Annotated in this window: 11 protein-coding genes and 1 tRNA gene; 7 read left to right on the forward strand and 5 right to left on the reverse strand. The window is 62.8% G+C overall.

Annotation, left to right across the window (positions count from 1 at the left end):
- Positions 1-39: 39 nt before the first annotated feature.
- Entirely contained in the window at positions 40-5,127 is a 5,088-nt protein-coding gene (locus B9A11_RS00055) for a putative Ig domain-containing protein (protein WP_159452459.1), read from the reverse strand.
- A gap of 94 nt (positions 5,128-5,221) precedes the next feature.
- Between B9A11_RS00055 and B9A11_RS00060 the strand changes: the two genes are divergently transcribed.
- From B9A11_RS00060 to B9A11_RS00075, 4 genes are all read left to right on the forward strand, one after another.
- Entirely contained in the window at positions 5,222-6,259 is a 1,038-nt protein-coding gene (locus B9A11_RS00060; protein WP_058246374.1) for a TIGR03032 family protein, read from the forward strand.
- Positions 6,260-6,331: 72 nt separating this feature from the next.
- Positions 6,332-10,411, forward strand: coding sequence for a caspase family protein (locus B9A11_RS00065; protein ID WP_058246373.1), 4,080 nt, complete (start codon positions 6,332-6,334; stop codon positions 10,409-10,411).
- 58 nt (positions 10,412-10,469) lie between these two features.
- Positions 10,470-10,817, forward strand: a complete 348-nt coding sequence (locus B9A11_RS00070; RefSeq protein WP_058246372.1) for a hypothetical protein — start codon at positions 10,470-10,472, stop codon at positions 10,815-10,817.
- Between the two features lie 14 nt (positions 10,818-10,831).
- Positions 10,832-11,356, forward strand: coding sequence for a hypothetical protein (locus tag B9A11_RS00075; RefSeq protein WP_143595769.1), 525 nt, complete (start codon positions 10,832-10,834; stop codon positions 11,354-11,356).
- A 109-nt stretch (positions 11,357-11,465) separates the two neighbouring features.
- On the opposite strand, the gene B9A11_RS00080 is transcribed toward B9A11_RS00075, so the two are convergent.
- The 3 genes from B9A11_RS00080 to B9A11_RS00090 form a co-directional block, all read right to left on the reverse strand.
- On the reverse strand, positions 11,466-11,897 hold the full coding sequence (locus tag B9A11_RS00080; protein WP_058246370.1) for a hypothetical protein: 432 nt from the start codon (positions 11,895-11,897) through the stop codon (positions 11,466-11,468).
- Positions 11,898-12,212: 315 nt separating this feature from the next.
- Complete coding sequence (locus tag B9A11_RS00085) at positions 12,213-12,677, reverse strand: hypothetical protein (RefSeq protein ID WP_058246369.1); 465 nt, start codon at positions 12,675-12,677, stop codon at positions 12,213-12,215.
- 61 nt (positions 12,678-12,738) lie between these two features.
- Entirely contained in the window at positions 12,739-13,041 is a 303-nt protein-coding gene (locus tag B9A11_RS00090; protein ID WP_058246368.1) for a Rha family transcriptional regulator, read from the reverse strand.
- A 709-nt stretch (positions 13,042-13,750) separates the two neighbouring features.
- On the opposite strand from B9A11_RS00090, the gene B9A11_RS00095 reads away from it, so the two are divergent.
- Positions 13,751-13,984 carry a hypothetical protein gene (locus B9A11_RS00095; protein ID WP_058246367.1) on the forward strand — a complete coding sequence of 78 codons (234 nt, stop codon included), beginning with the start codon at positions 13,751-13,753 and terminating at the stop codon, positions 13,982-13,984.
- 238 nt (positions 13,985-14,222) lie between these two features.
- On the opposite strand, the gene B9A11_RS00100 is transcribed toward B9A11_RS00095, so the two are convergent.
- Positions 14,223-14,312: transfer RNA gene (locus B9A11_RS00100), tRNA-Ser, on the reverse strand.
- 209 nt (positions 14,313-14,521) lie between these two features.
- Here B9A11_RS00100 and B9A11_RS00105 point away from each other — a divergent pair.
- Together B9A11_RS00105 and B9A11_RS00110 are read left to right on the forward strand one after the other, a co-directional pair.
- On the forward strand, positions 14,522-15,457 hold the full coding sequence (locus B9A11_RS00105) for an SPOR domain-containing protein (RefSeq protein ID WP_234988696.1): 936 nt from the start codon (positions 14,522-14,524) through the stop codon (positions 15,455-15,457).
- A 244-nt stretch (positions 15,458-15,701) separates the two neighbouring features.
- Positions 15,702-17,396, forward strand: coding sequence for a calcium-binding protein (locus B9A11_RS00110; RefSeq protein WP_058246366.1), 1,695 nt, complete (start codon positions 15,702-15,704; stop codon positions 17,394-17,396).
- The last annotated feature ends 151 nt before the right edge of the window (positions 17,397-17,547 follow it).

Consider the following 17,547-nt stretch of genomic DNA (forward strand, 5'->3'; position numbering starts at 1 on the left):
AGGGCAGCCTGCGCGCGGTTTGTGCCTCAAGGCAGTCGATCACAGGATAAAGTCCGACCCGTCCAGCGCGATCACCCCGTTCAGGTAGACGTCGAAATCCGCCACCCCGTCGCCGTCCGTATCGCCGCGCAGCAAGGTCGCGGCGGCGGTGTTGACGTAGCGCAGCTCGCCCGCCGTGTGGCTGAAGGCCGCCGTGCCGATCAGGGTAAAGGCTTGGTTGCCCGCGGTGCCTTCGTCGGCGTCGATGCCGCTGACGTCGATCATGTCCAGCCCGTCCTCAAAGTCGCGAATGATGTCGCGGCCCGCGCCAAACCGGGTGGAGTCCGCCGCGCTGTTGAACACGAACACATCCGCCGCCCCATCGCCCGGGAAGCCGCCGCCGGTAAACTCACCGCCGATCAGGATGTCGCGCCCGATGCCACCCTCTAGCGTATCCGCACCGTCGCCACCGCGCAACTGGTCGTTGCCGCTGCCGCCGTCGAGCGTGTCGCTCTCGCTGCCGCCCAGCAGGACGTCGTAGCCTGTGCCGCCAATCAGCAGGTCCGCCCCGGTGCCGCCCAGCAACTGGTCGTTGCCGGTCTGACCATCCAGCGTGTCATCCCCGCCCAGACCATAGAGCCGATCCGAAGACGCGCCGCCTTCGAGCAGGCTGTCGTTGGTCCGGCCCGTCAGACGGTCGGCGTGATCGCCGCCGATCAGGTTCTCGATCCCGGTCAGCGTGTCGGTGCCGCCGGCGTTGGTGTTCTGCGCGCCGGTGATGTTGAGGTTGACCACGATGTTGCCGCCAAAGCCCGAGTAATCGGCGGTGTCGATGCCCGTGCCGCCGTCGATGCTGTCGTCGCCATAGCCACCGATCAGCAGGTCATCGCCCGCGCCGCCCTGCAACGTGTCGTGCGAGAAGCCGCCATCCAGCGTGTCGTTGTCATCTCCGCCTTGCAGCAGGTCGTTGCCAACTTCACCCAGCAGGGTGTCCTGCCCCAGATCGCCGATCAGTGTGTCGGCCCCGCCACCGCCAAGGATGCTGTCCGCGCCCGCGCGGCCGTCGATCAGGTCGTTGCCATCGCCCACGTTGATCCGGTCATTCCCCGGCGAGCCGACGAAGTGATCCGCCCCGGCGGTGCCGGTCTCCTGAATGCCATTGCGCGCGCCGATGACACGCAGGATCGTGTCGGCCCCGTCTTGCTCCACGACAAAGGCCGCGCCGTGGAAATCGCCTTCGAGCACGATGGTCGTGTCAGCAATGCCGTCGCCGTCGAGGTCAATGTCCAGAATGGCCGAGCCGTAGGTGACCGCGATGGCCGCCGCGCCAAAGCTGCTGCCTTGCAGGCGCAGACGGTCGTCGCCGGTAAAGTCGTGCACCAAAAGGCCGTCCAGCGCCGCGCCGTCGCCGGAAATCTCGTCGAGCCCCGCCCCCAGCCGAGCCACGTCGAAACCGCCCCCCGGCAGCAGAACGTCGTTGCCGCTGGACAGGGTAAAGCTTTCGGCGGTTCCGCCGCCCAACAAGCTACCCTGCCCGGTTTTTTCCGTTTTGGGCGCAAGGATCGGGGTCAGGTCCGCGTCGGGGTTCTGATGCTTCCAGCGATAGATCGACGAGCCGAAGTGGAGGATGGTTTGATAGGCGCTGCTGCCAGCTTCGCCAACGGCCCCTTTGACGGCCTCGTAGCCGCTGACGCCGCCCGCAATGATTCGCTGGGTCAGATCGACGCTCAGCCCCGCCAACTCACGAGCTTGATCCACCGTGAATTCCGAGAACTTCGCCCAAGCGTCAGCGGACATGTTCCCCAGCGCGCGCAGCTGATCCACCGACCAATCGCCCAGCGCATCCAGCGAGTCGCGGCCAAGGCCAACGATGTTCACAAAGCCGTCGTGGGCCGTCCCGGCCAGCGCCTGCAGCATCGTCGCGCCAGTGTCGCGAATGAATTCAAAGAACGGCAGCCCGGCCTCTTGCAGGATGGCCAGTTGCGTGGCGTTGAAGTCCTTTAGGGCGATGAAGGACTCGACCGTCCAGTCCCCCATAAGCGCCAGCCGGTCGGCGGACCAGTTGATCAGGTTCTCGACCGAGCGCTGCTCCCACGTTTCCAAAGACAGGATCGCCCCGGCAGACCACCCCGCCAACGACGTGATGGTGTCCACCGTCCAGCCCACGGCGGCGTTCAACGTGCCGTCGGTCCATTCGCCAAAGGCGCGCAGGCTCTCGGCGGTCCAGCCGCCAAGGGCGAGCAATTGGTCGACCTCCATGCCGCCAAGTTTGACGAACGTCAGCGCATTCCAGTCACTTAGCGCCATCACCCTGTCGCTGCGCCACGTCCCCAAGGCCTCGATCGCGCCGGTCGCCCAGCCCGACAGGCCGTCCCAGGTCTCGCTGCCCCAGTCGCCAACCCCGGCAAAGGTCTCGGCGCCCCAGGCATACAGCCCATCGGCGGAGGTTTCGATAAAGTCGAGAAAGCCGGTGGCCGTGTCGATGGTCCAGTTGGCAATGCCGACCACGGCGTCCACGCCAATGTCGTACAGCAGCTTGGCGGCGCTGACCAACCGGCCAATCAACAAGCGTGCCCCTGCCCCCGCGACGAAAAACGGCGCCAAAGCCTCGTAGACAGCATTGGCAAGGATACCCGCGGTCTGCGCCACTTCAAAAGCGTCGATACCAACGGCAGCGGCGGCCTCGTCGATCAGGCGCAGGACTGCTCCTATCTGGGTGCGGGCGCCTTCGACCGTGCCTCGGGTCATCAACAGGTCGACCATCTGGCCCTTTGCGGTCCCGTGCAGCAATCCGCTCCAGGCGTCCATGGCGTAGACGAACTTAAGATATTCCTTGTCCACGAACCCGTTGGAAAAGGCGGGGCTGTAGTCTTCGAGGCTCAGATCGGTGCTGTCGGTCCACGTGATGCGCTCGGGCACCTCCATCCGGTTGGTAAAGGGCACCAGATCGAAGTCAGAGCCATACATCGCCGGGTTGGCCCATTGGCTGGCATGGGCGTGGGCGAAATGGACCAAAGGCATGGCCGCGTTCGCCACCGTGACCGTGTCCAGATCGTAAATCGTCACCGCGCCGTCCAGAAAGCCTTCGCCCGCCAAAGACACCACATCCCCGGCAGAGACCCAGTGGTGTACCTGCCAGATCAGCGCGGCGTCGGCGGCCTGCGCGTAGCTGTCGGGGATGCCTGCCGAGTTGAAGGTGCTGACCGAGTTCACCTGATACCCCACCTGCGAGGCAAGGCTGGCCAGCAATTGCGCCTGCGCCCCACCAAGGCTGTGGCCCGTCAGGTGCACGCCATTCTGACCGTGGGTTTCGAACCAGTCGCGCAAAGTGCCGCTGCCCAGCAAGGCCCAAGCGTTTTCAAGCTGCGTCACGCCGACGCCCAAGGGATCGCTGTCGGCAATTGCCCAGTCGCGCAACAAGTCCGCCGAGCCTCGGATCGCAAGGATCGGCGCTCCGGTGTCGGACAGCAAAGGCACCGCCGCGAAGCCGTCGAAATAGATCACCGCCCCGCGGGTATAGCCGTTGGCCGCGATGACCGCCTCGATGGTGCTCGAGTCCGGTGCCCAGTCGTCGCCCGCGATGTTGTAGGCCACCATGCGCGCGGCAAATTCGGCCATGTCGATCTGGAAACCGGGGGTCACGTCCCACGTCAGCACCGCCTCGGCAGTTGCGCCAGACGGGTCCGTCGCGGTCAAGGCGACCTCGTACTGCCCGGTAACGGACACCTGCCCCGTGATCCGGTTGCTCGCCGCGTCATAGGTCAGCCCGTCCGGCAAATCGCCGACGGTAAAGGTCAACGCATCGCCATCCGCATCGGTGAACAGCAGGCCCAAGGCCAAATCGACGCTGCCGCCGACCTCGTGGCTGAGAGCGGTGTCACCGGTCCAAACCGGGGCGCGGTTGGCAGCGGTACCGCCGAACAATGGGTTGGTGACTTGGTAGATGTCGTGGACATAGGTGCCATCCGCGATCAGGTTGGTGGCAGGCGTATCAAAGGTGATGAACTGCCCGTCAGCAGAGATGGATACCGATTGCACACCCGCATTGGCTTGGGTGCCATCTTCGGCCACATTCACCCGAACGGTTTCGCCAGTCAGCAAATCATGCACAAAGACGTCAGTGAAACCATTCGTGTCGCCTTCGACCAGATTGCTGGCACGAGAAGTAAAGGCAACAAAGCGCCCGTCCGCCGAGAGAACCGGCTCGTAAGAGGGGGCATCGCCCTGCGTGCCATCGCTGGCCACGCTGACGCGCACAGTGGTGTTCTCGACCAGGTCACGCACAAAGACGTCAGAGACGGCATTGGTGTCACCGGCCACCAAGTTGGAAGCGAACGACCGAAAGGCGACAAAGCGTCCGTCGTCTGACAGCGCAAGACCAAAGGAAGAGTCATTCGCCAACGCCCCGTCGTTGCCGACATTGATCAATGTCGTGGTGCCGAGTTCCCGATCGCGTAGAAAAATGTTCCACTCGCCATTGGTGTCACCGCCCAGCAGATTGGATGCCCGCGACCGAAAGGCGACAAAGCGCCCATCCGCCGAGATTGCGGCATCATCGCTCACGCCATCAGCAATCGTTCCGTCATTCGTGCGGCTGACAAGATCGGTTACACCGGTTTGAAGGTCGTGCACAAAGACATCGGCTGTGTTGTTCGTATCGCCTTGCACCAGATTGCTGGCGACGGAATCAAACACAACAAAACGTCCATCGCCGGAAATTACGGCCCCGCTAGAGCTCGCATTTGGCTCAACCCCTACACCGGCGGGTTGAAACCGCTCAATCGTTCCAGCGGACAGATCGGTGACGAAATAATCAGGTGCCCCATTTGTGTCGTCCGGCACCAGATTTGAGGCAACCGAAGAAAAGACGATATAGCGCCCATCATCCGAAATCGTGGGATGTCCGGACCATCCAAATGCTACCGCTCCGTCATGCGCGATGCTGGCTCTAACAGTGGTTTCCGTTTGGATGTCGCGTACATAAACGCTGGTGTACCCGTTGAACCCATCGGAATAGGGGCCGCCAGAGGCGTAAAAAACCACGTATCGCCCGTCGGCGGATTGGCTCTCTGGCCGGAAGTAAGCTTTGTTGTAAAAATAATCGTAAATCGTCGAAGACAGTTGAACCGAAACCAAAGTGACCGTCATCACGCGCGCCTTCATTAACCATTTGCTTGATGCATACGGGGCGACGTATGGATCGGTCAAGCGGGCTTGGGTCGCACCCCGCCAAGGACAATAAATGGACACACCCGGCAGATCTCTGGTTCTGGAATCGGACGACGGCTTTCCGCATTGGCTGCGCGCGCAAAACGCCAGTCTTGTCTTTACCGCCTATCGAACCGGCGAAGTGGTGGCCGTGGGCAGCAATGACGCAGGGTTGACCGCCAGCCACGCGCAGCTTCCGCGCCCCATGGGCATAAGCCTGCACCGTGATCGTCTCTGGGTCGCGGGGCACAATCGGCTCTGGCGGTTTCAGAACTTTCTCGCGCCCGGGCAGAGCCATGACGGTTTTGATGCGATCTTTGTCCCGCAAAGCGCGCATGTCACCGGGGCGCTCGACATCCACGACATCGCCGAGGACGCCACCGGCGCGCCGGTCTTTGTCGCGACGCACCTCAATGCGCTGGCGCGCCTGTCGCCCGGGTTTTCCTATGCGCCGCTGTGGCAACCGCCGTTTGTGACACGCCATGTGCTGGGCGATCGCTGCCATCTGAACGGCATGGCCATGGAAGGCGGGCGCCCGCGCTTTGTGACCTGTGTCGCCGCCACCGATACGCCGCAGGGATGGCGCGAACAGCGCGTTGACGGCGGCGTGGTGCTGGAGGTGCCCTCGGGCAAGGTGCTGTGCGCCGGGTTGTCGATGCCGCACTCGCCGCGGCTGGGCGGTGGTCGGCTGTGGCTGCTCGACAGCGGCACCGGGCGGCTAGGCTGGATCGATCCAGCAGGCGGCGATTTCACCGCGCTATGCACGCTGCCGGGATTTGCCCGAGGGCTGTCTGTCAACGGCGATTATGCGGTGGTGGGCCTGTCACGCCCGCGCGCCGAGAACTTTGATGGTCTGCGGCTGGATGCTGTGCTGGCCGAAACCGGCCAAGAGGCAATCTGCGCGGTACTGGTCATCGACCTGCGCAGGGGCGAGACCCTGCACCGCCTGTCAATTGGCCCTGACATTGAAGAAATCTATGACGTCGGCTTGATCCACGGCGTGCGCTGCCCCCGCCTGATTGGCCCGGACGACGAGGAACTGTCGTTTTTCATTCGGCCAGACGTCAGGTGACAGGCCATAAACACCGGCGCTTGATCGAAATGGGGAATCGCTCATACTGAAATCAAAGATTGGATTTCGGTCATGCGGTTTTTTAGATTTTCAAGCGTGGCGGCAGGATTGATTGCCGCCGTCTTTTCCACACAGACGGCGGCGCAATCCGCCCGGTGGAGCGTTGCCGAAGGCGAGGCAAAGGCCTGTTCCACGGGCCCGCGGGCGGGCTGCGTCACGCTGCGCTGCGCCCCGGATGGCAAGCTCAATTACACCGTCAACGGCGGCGGCGTACGTCCCGGCAAGGGTCAGATCATCGTTGACGGGCGGGCCTATGGCAGCGGCACATTTGGCGGACAGCAGGGCTTTGCCTCTGTGCTGCTGGACCCAAGGGGGAACGCCAGCATCCTCGCTGCGATCCGCAAGGGCAAGAGGCTGCGCACCGCCCTGCCAGGCCGCAGCGTCGACGTCACGCTGTCCGGGTCTTCGGCTGCGCTGAATGCGCTGCTCAAGACCTGCACGCAGCCCTTGGCCGCCGCGCCGCACGCCGCGAAATCCGCAAACACATGGGCCGCCCACAACCGCCGCGCCGATGAGGCGACAGTCACCGTGCCCGACATCGACCTCGTTCGATCACAGTTCACCCGCACCCGGAACGCCGACATCTGGGGTGGGGATCTCCGCACGGGTCTGGACGATCCGCTGCTGAAAGGCATCACCGAGGAGGCCTGCGGGCGGCTGTGCATCGCCACGGAGGGGTGCGGTGCCTACACATGGAACGGCAAGGACGGCGACGTATGTTTCCTAAAAACCGGCGGTGGGCGCATGGCCCGCTATACCGGCGCGACCTCGGGCATTTTGAATCGCAAGAACGAGGTGCATCTGCCGCCGCCGACCCGAGGCCCCCTGCCCGCGCAGGACGAAGCCGTCGCGTGGCGCCAAGGTGACACCGTTCTGGCGCAGGTGGACCGGCTGCGCAAGGCCTCGGTGCCGCTGGCGCGCAGCTGCGAAGATGAACGCGCCGATCTGGAACAGCTGGCGCAAACCCTGACGCTAGACATTGATACGCGCCGCCTGACCGTGGGAGAAACCGCGCGCCTAAGCTGGTCAGGCAACACCCTGACCGAGCGTATTCCAGTCTGGGTTGTCGCCAGCACGCCCAGTCTGACCCGCATCGAAGGCCCCGGCGCGATGGTGCTGGGACCTGGTGCAACCGGCCCCTTTGGGCTGGCGCACGCTCGAAACCAGCTGCGCGCCTTTGTCTCGCTGTGGTCGCGCGGGGCGGCTACCCAAGGCGACATCCGGATCAGGCCATTGCGCGCCGGGGACATGGCCGTGCAGTTGTCGCTGGTGGCCTATCTCAGGCAATGCCAGCAAGAGGTGGTTCTATCCCAGAAAAGCGTGACGATCCCCGTCGATCAAGCCTCCGCCACGCTGGTGGTCGGCACGCCGCAAAGCCGCGCGGACCTGACGCACCGGATGGACAGCCCCGCCTTTGATCGCCGCATGGAGGCCGGTCAGACGCGCGTGCGCATCACCGCCCTGTCCGATGCCACCGAGGTGATCGAGCGCGCCGGAGCCGATGCGCGTCTGTCGCCCACGGGCCGCTTTCTGACAATCCGCCACAATGGCGTGACAGAGGTTCTCGACGTGATCGACGGGGCAACCGTGGGCCGTTTGCGCAGCGCCGATAGCCAGATCCACTGGGGCATGGCCGACAGCGTGGTGTTCGGGTCCAGCGCGCCTTGGGCCAACGTCGACCTGCTGTTTCCCTTCAACGCTCGCATGGGGCTGGATCGGCAGTTGACCGGGCCAAGCTGTTGCAACGCCACGCCCGAAGCCACCCATCTGACCGTTGATCCCGCCAATGGCTTGCTGACGGTGCGCGGGAACCTAGGCCATGCCATCGTCCCGATCCAAGGCACCGCCTTTGCCTTTGAGGCCGCGGGTAGCGGCTATGCGGCCAGCGGCGCGTGGTCGGCGCCCATGCAACTGATCGCGCTGCGCAGCATTGGACTGGTAGCGCCTGTGACCTTGGCCAAAGGGTACAGCCTGCCAGGTGGAACCCAGCCCTTAGGGCCAAAAATCACCGACATCGGAACCCCTATCCCCCGCCAAGACCGGATCGCCGCCATCGAAACCGCCTCGATCCTACGCGGGGCAGGCGGCGGGCAAAGCGGCGCGCTTGGCGTATTTGAACGGATCGGGCTACAGCTTGCCCCCTATGCCGAGGCGCGGCCCCTTCTAGAAGCGTTTCACCGCGAAAACACCGGCAGCGACGCAACAGCTAAACGGGATGACGCCACCGCGCAGGCCTTAAGCGCAGAGCTCGCCCTGATCGGGGAAAAGGCCGGGTGGCAATTCGACCTCCTGGCGACGCCGCTAGGCAACTACAACGCCTCGGACTGCTTTGATTTCCTAGACGTTGCTGCAGGGGATCTGAGCCCAAGCGAAGCCGAATATTACAAGCAGACAGAGTTCCGGCGCGACGGGCGATTGGCGCTCCCCAAAGAGATCGACCAACTTGACCACCTGCGCACGCCTGACGCCGATCTGGTGGTCGGGCGCGTCAGTTGCGTCGCTGGCGCGACGGGCGGCGCACTGCGTGGCTATTCGGGAATCTTTTTGCTGGATCTGGCGCAAGGCCAACAACCCGACCGAATGCGCGACGCGGCTGTTCTGGAATACGGCTACATGATCAGCAACTTTGAGCCGCAGTTTCAGGACGACCCGTTCAAAGCGCGTCTCTTCGGGCGGCAACTGGTGCTGTTCACCCCCGGCGCGGGCGGTATCGCGGTGGTCGATCTGGACCAAGGCAAGGTCACGCGGCTGCTGCGCAACCTGCCTTCGGGCGATCTGCTGAGCGACGCCTATCTGACCGCCGACCAGCGCCACGTGCTGCAACTGAACCGCGACGGCAGCTTTGCCGCCTGGAACATCGCCAGCGGCGCACAAAAGCTGGCCGGGCGCATTGTCGACGACGAAATCGCGGTCTGGACCGAGGATTTTCGCTTTGACGCCACCGCCGAAGCCGCCAGCCTGATCGACCTGCGGTTTCCCGGTCTGGACGGGCAATTCAGCCTCGAGCAGTTCAGCGCCGCTTTGCACGTAGACGGGCTGGCGGCCCGGGTGCTGAACGGCGAAGACATCCGCGCGGCCGAGGTCGCGGTGCCACCTGACTTACAAGGGGACATCCAGCTGGACAGCGGCAACATCCGTCTCAGCGCCGCGCTGTCGCCGGGCCGCCACGCGGCACAGCTGCGGCTCTATCAGGACGGCGTACTGACCGACAGTTTCCCTCTCGCCCCGGACCAGCAAGCCTTTGATTTCAAAGCGCCCCGACTGGGGGGCGCGCGCCATGCGGCGATGGTGGCCGTCTCGGACGAAGGGCTTGCCAGTGCGCCGCTGACCCGCGATCTTGGCCCAGCCCCAGAGGGGGGCACGCGTCGGGCCTTGGCCGTCGCAGTCGACCTGTACGCCGACCCAAATCTGCAAGACCTGAACTATGCCAAGGCCGATGCCGACCGCCTGATGCGCAGCCTGGCTGGCCTGCCGCAGGACGTGCCTGCTTTTGAGGCCCCTCGCTTTGTCGGCGGACGGCGCGCCGCACCGGATGATGTGCTGACCGCCATCGACGCCTTGCTGGACGGCTTGGCCGAGGACGGCCACGCCGTCTTGTTCTTTGCCGGCCACGGGCTGCAAGGCGCGGATGGGCGCTATTACCTGGCCATGCACCAGACCGATCTGACGGACCTGCCCGGCACCGCGCTTAGCTTTGATGAGATCGCAGCGCGGCTGGCCACCACCAAGGCGCGCGTCACGATCCTGATCGACGCCTGCCATTCGGGGGACGCGGGCACCGGGGTCTTTGCCACTAACGATGGTGCCACCGCGGGCCTATCGCAGATCCCCGCCAACATCACACTAGTCGCCGCCTCCAAGGGCAGGCAGTTCTCGATCGAAGCCGACGCTTTGGCGGGGGGACTGTTCACCGTGGCGCTGGAACGTGTTGTTTCGCTTGAAAGATCGCGGCATGATCGCAACGAAAACGGGCGGATCGAGGCCTCTGAACTGATCGACGGGCTGCGCCAGATCGTCGAAGGCCAAAGCGAAGGAAAACAGGTGCCTTGGATGACAAAAGGGAGGATCGTGGGTGATTTTTCGCTGTTCTAAAGGGCGGGTTCTGGCCGCGCTTTGCTGTCTGTGGCCAGTGGCAGGCCAAAGCCTGTGCATGGTCTGCGACGAGATCATCACGCTCAACGCCGATCAGGCCAGCTGCTTTACCGACAACTTCGACACGGTGCTCAAGGCCATTGAGGCCACCCCGGAGGGCCGCTTTCCCGTCAATATGAACGGCTGCGCCTTGGGAGACCGAAACGGTCAGGGGATCGCCACACGCGGCGGTATTCTGACGATGCCCGACTTGCCAGAGCGCCCTGCCCTCGCGCCCGAGGAGGGCAAATCTGTTTACCTTTTGGATCGCAGCGGTGCCGAGTGCCTTCGCAACTTGCTGACAGCGCGCGCGGCAGAACTCGACCCGTCGGCAACATTTGACCTTTATGAATTGTGTGCAAATTGAGCGGGCCGCGCTTTTTGGGCCAGCCGCCGCATTTCTGGAACGCCATGACGGGTCTGGCCTCGTTGGCAGGCGTCGTTGCTCTGATCGTGGGTGGTCTCTTTGGGGCCTATGAATACGCCGATCGCAAGGAAATGCAGCGCGCCACCGAAACTATGGCGATGATCGAGATATGGGAGACGCGCGGCGCACAGCAGGCCTATCTGGACCTGAGTCGTGCGTTGGAAAAACACCTAAGCGACACACCCGCCGAAGATCGAAACGATCCGGACAACGCTTTGACCTTACGAGACAACATCGCCCGCAGAGCCATGCGGGATCATCCGGGCGCCTATGACAAGGTCGTCTACTTCTTCAGCCGCCTGTCGCTATGCGTGCAGGCTTCGCTGTGCTCTGAGCCGGTCGCTCGGACCTTCTTTGGAGATAGCCTCCATAGTTTCAAATCGTGGTTCGAAGACGAAAAAGCCCGACGCAGGCAATGGACACCGGCACATGGCCGAGAGCTCGACGTCCTGTCCGTTAGGTTCCAGGGTCCCGAATAAGCGAATTGGCAATAAAGCCTGATGCCCCATGTTTGCCAGGTAGCAAAATCGTTTAAACGGGGGCTCGTCCAGCACTGAGAATAACTTTCGACGTTTTGCAAATTGCAGATCAAACCATCCAACTTGGCTTTGCGGTCTGCAACGTGTCCTCAACAGCTGCCGCGCGCTCCTTGCGCCAAGCTTCAATCTGGGCTTGCTCTTCGCGCTCAAGACGGTTTTTCAACGAGTTTTCTGCTCGGATTTCGGCCTCATGTTCGATCCGAAGCGCTGCTAGGCGATACTCCTGACGACGTGCTTCGCTAAGATCTTCGTTTGCCATTGCCGCCGCGATCAAACCTTCGATCCGATGGACCTGCGATTTCCGGCGCAGATGGGCGCTTTCCTCTTGCGGCACCACTATCTGCATCACAACGTAGCCCACTTCCTGCAGGGCTTCTCGCTGGGCTTTTTGGTAGGCGGTATTCTTGGCCCGGGTGGCGGCTGTGGCGGGGCGTCCGGTGCGGCGCTTGGGGCCGGGTTTTCTCTTGCGGGGTTGCGCCATCGTGCGGTCTCCGGTGACTGGGAATGCTGCGCTAGATATATCACGAATGGCCGCTAAACCCGACAAACAATCACAGCAATTGATGGGTGTGTTTCGAGCCTCGTTCTGCGTGGTAGTGCAGTGAACCGCGCGCAGGGCGTTGAAGAGTGGGCTTCGCAGGGTTGTCGCATCGTCCCGTTGGCTCTCACGCCCCCTATTCGGCTCTGTTCTACGTCTTCGGCCTATGGAGGTGAAGGAGGTCCCGCAGAATGGAAAGATCGGCCGACCAGCCGGTGAAGAAGCTCGCCACTTTGCCTCTTCCCGACCGGTGGAACGTCATAGCAAAATCGGCAGGATCGAGCGCAACTGATCTGGATCGTCAAACCGCCATGGCATTTCAGGATGCGGCCCAAGGCGGTCTTGTATTGGCGCAGACTTGACGGGCTGTCTGAGCAACTCCTGACGCAGCGCGCGGCCTTTCGGTGTGTTCCACTCCCCGATGTGGAGGATCGGTCGCCCTGTATCCCAGCGGATGATGCTGTATTGCAGGCCGATGCCTTGGGTGAGATGGCACCGAATGCCCTTTCCGTCCTTACGCTCACGAGCGAGATATTCGCCATAGAGCGCGTCGATGGTCAACTTGCGGCAGAGGGCCAAGACCCCCTCCGCGCGGACAATAGAGGCGGTGATCGCCACCCTCTCGTCCTTTGGCACCTCTCGCAGCCTTTGGCGCATGACGGCGATGCGACGCAGCGTGTAATCGCGCAGCCCGCCAGCCAGCAGATCAGATCCTTGGGTCATCGCGCACCTCCGAGTTTATGTTGGCAAAGATAGCGGGTCCTGGCCAGCCATGTGCTTTGCTCTACGCGTCCAGATCCTCCAGGCGCGTCACCACCTTGTAGCGCAGATCGGCACGGTAGCCGGTCATCAGCGTGACGGTCAGATCGCGGGGGAGGCGGTATTCCTTCCGCGTCTTTCCTTGCGCGTCCTTGTATTCATTGAGAAAATCAGCCGGCCCAAATTTGGGCTGGCCTATTTCTTGCATCATCTTCTCAATGTCGCGGATCACATGGGTGTGCTGCTTCTCGCAGAGGTCCGCGATTTCGCGCGACGACATGGTGAGCGCCTGACCGCTGCCATCCTGAATGATTGTCATGTCGTTCATTTTTCTCTCCGTGGGTTTCCCGGTCTTCACTTCGGGGTTTGCAAACTTTGCAAACTCTCTGATACCGCTGGAATTTTTGTGTCGCCCGGGGATGTGGAGGCGCCCCTCTCTCCCGCCAATGGCGAAATCTGGGTTCCCTACATGTTGGGTTTGATGGGGGGGAGGGTCGCGCTCAAATAAAAGGCCAACCCCGCCCCTCCGATGGGGTGCCCCCCTCGGGGTCCCTGGTCCTGCCTCTGCATTGCGCCCGGTCGGCCTGCGCTGTGTCGCAAGACACCAGCCACGCCCCGGTGGCCTGGCGGTTGAGGTTAAGCAGTGGTGGTCGCTTGCTTCGTATGGTCGGTCGGACAGCCAGATCCCTTACTGCCTCCTGATAAGGTTGTGCCCAATGACTTCGCGCAGCTGCTTGTCCTCCAATCCGGCACGGATCCTCGCGGAGCCATGTTAGAGTTCGAAAGGTGAAATAGGTGGTGCTCCGACCGAGTAGTTTATTCAAGCATGACGGTTCAAAATTTTCCGCGCTGTCGCAGCCTTCGCCGCTGTAGTCCACGCCACATCGGAGAGCCAGCTCGGGAAAGGCTCAGCCGTTCTGCACTCCGTCTGTGCTGATCTCCAACAATGCAGGGCGGCACTAGGCGAGACCAGCGCAATCCTCAGTGTTAAACGGCTACCTATCGACGCATCCGAAGTATTGGATACGGCAGCCGCGATGCACAACCTCTCCCGGCACGATCCGATTTCTGACAGGCATGAGGCGCTATCCGAGGAAGCGTTGGGCCTTGAAGCCCTGATTTGCCAAACCTTGGCGCGTACCCTGCACAGGATCACCACGCAGGCACAGACGCTGCTGGAGAGCATCTTGGAAGAATGCATGGGTGACGACAGCGGGCTCGACATTGCCGCTCTACGGTCAATTCTCGCAGTCCTGAAAGCAACGGCGTAGGCCGACCAGCAAAGGCAGGTGGTCGGCCATCACGTCGCCCCCTCCCGACCGGCCAACCGAAAGGCACAGGCTCAGTCTGGATCATGCTTCCGGCGGATGAAAACGGACAGAAAGATTGCCGCTGAATGTTGCGTGTAGGGCACGACATTGATGGACGCCCAATGGCGGTGCGGGTGTGGGGCTATGCGTGGGGCCCGAGACCCAATCAGGCGCCAAGTCATTGATTTAAAATACAAAATGGCGGAGGCTCAGGGATTCGAACCCTGGGGACGCTTTCACGCCCGCTGGTTTTCAAGACCAGTGCATTCGACCACTCTGCCAAGCCTCCGGTCCGCCCGACATAATCGCTTGGGTTCGATTCTGAAACCACTTCTGACGGAAAATCCGCGCATCCGCAGATTGCAGGCTTTTCATACGACCTTCAAACGGTTAATCTATCGTGAAAGCGGGCCGACAGAGCTCGTCTGAGGCAGAAATTGTGACCGGAAACATCCGGCGCGGCGCGAAAAATGCGCAGGACAAGGCAAGAGGCACGAGATGAGCGGTGAATCCCCCAATCGCAGCCGGAAGACGCGTATCTTCCTGATGTGTACGGCAATCATGACCCTTTCGGCCTGTGCCGATGGGCAGATGCCGGGCTTTTTGCAACCCAAGGCCGAAGGCGAGGTCGTCTCTCGCGCCGCGAGCGCTGGTGCCACGACCACCGAGCGTGACGTCGAAGCGCCCGAAATCTTTCAGGCGACCGAAGCGGGCCTGTGGGACGGGCGTCCGTCGCTGGGCGGCGTTTGGGTCGCCCATCCGGACGTGACCGAACCCGAGCGCGCCATCATCCGCAATGAAGCCAACGGCAAATACGTGATCGGTGCCCTCTTCCGCCGCCAGCGCGAAACACCGGGGCCGCGCTTGCAAGTGTCCTCCGACGCGGCGGCCGCGCTTGGCATCCTTGCCGGTGCGCCGAGCAACCTAAATGTCGTCGCCTTGCGCCGCGAAGAAGTCGCCGTGCAGCCCGACCCGGCCCCGCTTGCCGCCGCCGCCAAGCCGCTCGCCGCCGTTCCGGCTGCTGCCGAAGTGACCGAAGGCGCGCTGGACCCGGTGCTGGACAGCGCCGCCAAAGCGCTGGACGCAGCCCCTGCCCCCGCAGCGAAACCCACCGCAAAACCGGCCACCAAGCCCGTGCAAACCGCCGCGCTCAGCCCAGCCCCCGCGCCGAAACCTGCGCCCAAGCAGACTGCATCCAAGCTGGCCAAACCCTTCATCCAGATCGGCATCTTCAGCGTCGAACAGAACGCCAAGAACACCGCCACCGCCATGCGGCAGGCCGGGATGGTGCCGACGGTGAAAACGCATACGTCCCAGGGCAAGACCTTTTACCGCGTGGTCGTCGGACCCGCGCAGACCAAGGACGAAGTCAGCGCACTCTTGAAAAAGATCAAAGGCACCGGCTTTACCGACGCCTACGCTGTAACGAACTAAGCCCCTTCTCCAAATCCATTTCCAGACACCCGGCGCCACCTGCGCCGGGTGTTTTGTTATTTCCAGCGATCAATCGCAAAGTTATTCTGGAATTGTTTCCAAAGCCCAAACGCAGACAAAAACAATTTGTCAAAATCGCCACAATCTTCCTATCCTTTTGTATAGAAGTCAGATTCTGGCGGCCAAGGGGGCTCTTCTCTGCGCCAATAGGTTTGATCACGAGTGGCATTTTTGTGGGGACGACATGCTTTATCTGCTCTTTTTGATGGCTGGCGCGGGCGCCTTGGGTCTGACGGTGACCGGCACCGACGGCGACGACGAGATGATCGGCTCTGACTATGACGACACGATCGACGGCGCGGACGGCGACGACTTTATCGCAGGCGATTTCAGCGAAACGGGCGGCGGGGACGACCTGCTGATCGGCGGCAACGGCTTGGACACGATCTTTGGCCAGTCGGGCGATGACACGCTGAACGGCGGCGCAGGCAATGACCTGCTCGACGGCGGAACCGGCAATGACGACATTCAGGCCGGGGATGGCTGGGATCGCGGCGCGGGCGGCGACGGTGAAGACACGATTTTTGCCCATGGTGGTGACGATATCTTTACCGGTGGCGCGCAGGATGACGTCATGTTCGGCGGCGCGGGCAGCGACGTGCTGGCGGGCGATGACTTTGGACTGATTGAGGAACACGGCGACGACACCCTCTGGGGCGAAGAGGGCGACGATTCCCTTTACGGCGACATCTCTTCCGCCCCCGGCTTTTACATACCCGGCTTTTCGATGCAGGACGCAGGGCACAGCGCCGACTGGCTGATCGGCGGCGCGGGACACGACTATATCGACGGCGGTTTCGACAATGACAGCCTCGAAGGGAACGATGGCGATGACGTCATCCTTGGCGGCTATGGCGATGACACCGCCGATGGCGGCGCGGGCGATGACAGCATCAACACGGGCGCGGACAATGACCAAGCCTTTGGCGACGCAGGCGCTGACACCATCCTCGGCGGCAACGGCAATGACACGCTGTCCGGCGGCGCGGGCGACGACCAGCTGCTGGGCGAAGGCGGCGACGACTCGGTGGACGGCGACGAGGGCGACGACCTGATCGGCGGCGACAGCGGCAGCGACGTGTTGAACGGCGGCGCGGGCAACGACACGATCACCGGGGATGGCAACGCGCCCATCTTTTCCTACGCGCCCTACTCTTCTTACGTCACCTACAATGACACGCTCGATGGCGGCGCCGGGAATGACTTGCTGGAGGGCGGCTATGGCGACGACCTCCTTAGGGACGGCGACCGCTATGGCGATAGCTTCCTCGAAGACGACACCCTGCTGGGCGGCGACGGCAACGACACCATCATTTCCCTAGGCGGCAATGACGTGATCGAAGGCGGTACGGGCGACGATTCCATCGCCGCCCGCAGCCTAAGCTATTATGAAAGCGTCGATTACGTCGACGGTGGCGCGGGCAATGACACTCTTCGGATCACCAATTGGGCCGATACCGTTCTGGGCGGTGAAGGTGACGATGTCCTGTCAGTCGGCGGTGGCGATCATGCTGACGGCGGCTTCCCGAACTCTTTCAGTTACAGCAGCGCGATCCTGACCGGCGGCGAGGGCAACGACATCTTTGCCCTACTCTACGCGGACGTCCCCGCCCAAAGCTTTGGTGCCGAACGGATCACCGACTTTGACGGCGACGAAGACCTCTTGGCCATCGTGCTGGACGCCGACGAGATGGACATCGACCACGACGCGCTCAGCCTGCGCCAAGGCGACACCGGCACCACGCTGATCGTCACGCGCGCCGACGGCAGCGAAGACTATCTCGCCATCCTCCAAGGGCTGTCCCCCGAAGACATCTCTCTCCAAGACATCGTCTTTGTCGCCGCCCAAGGGCATCTGGACGCCGCGTCCTACGCCTAAACGCGCGTGGCATGGAGGGCGGGCCGCTGGCCCCATCGGGGCCGGTCGGGGCGCGTGGAATGGCGCGCCCCTCACTTTTCCGGGGGAAAGCCGCCGAAGCCCACATCCCCCCGTCGCCTTTCCCGAAAACTTGCGCTAAACCTTTTTGACA

Source organism: Tropicibacter naphthalenivorans, from assembly GCF_900176475.1.
GTDB classification, from domain to species: domain Bacteria; phylum Pseudomonadota; class Alphaproteobacteria; order Rhodobacterales; family Rhodobacteraceae; genus Tropicibacter; species Tropicibacter naphthalenivorans.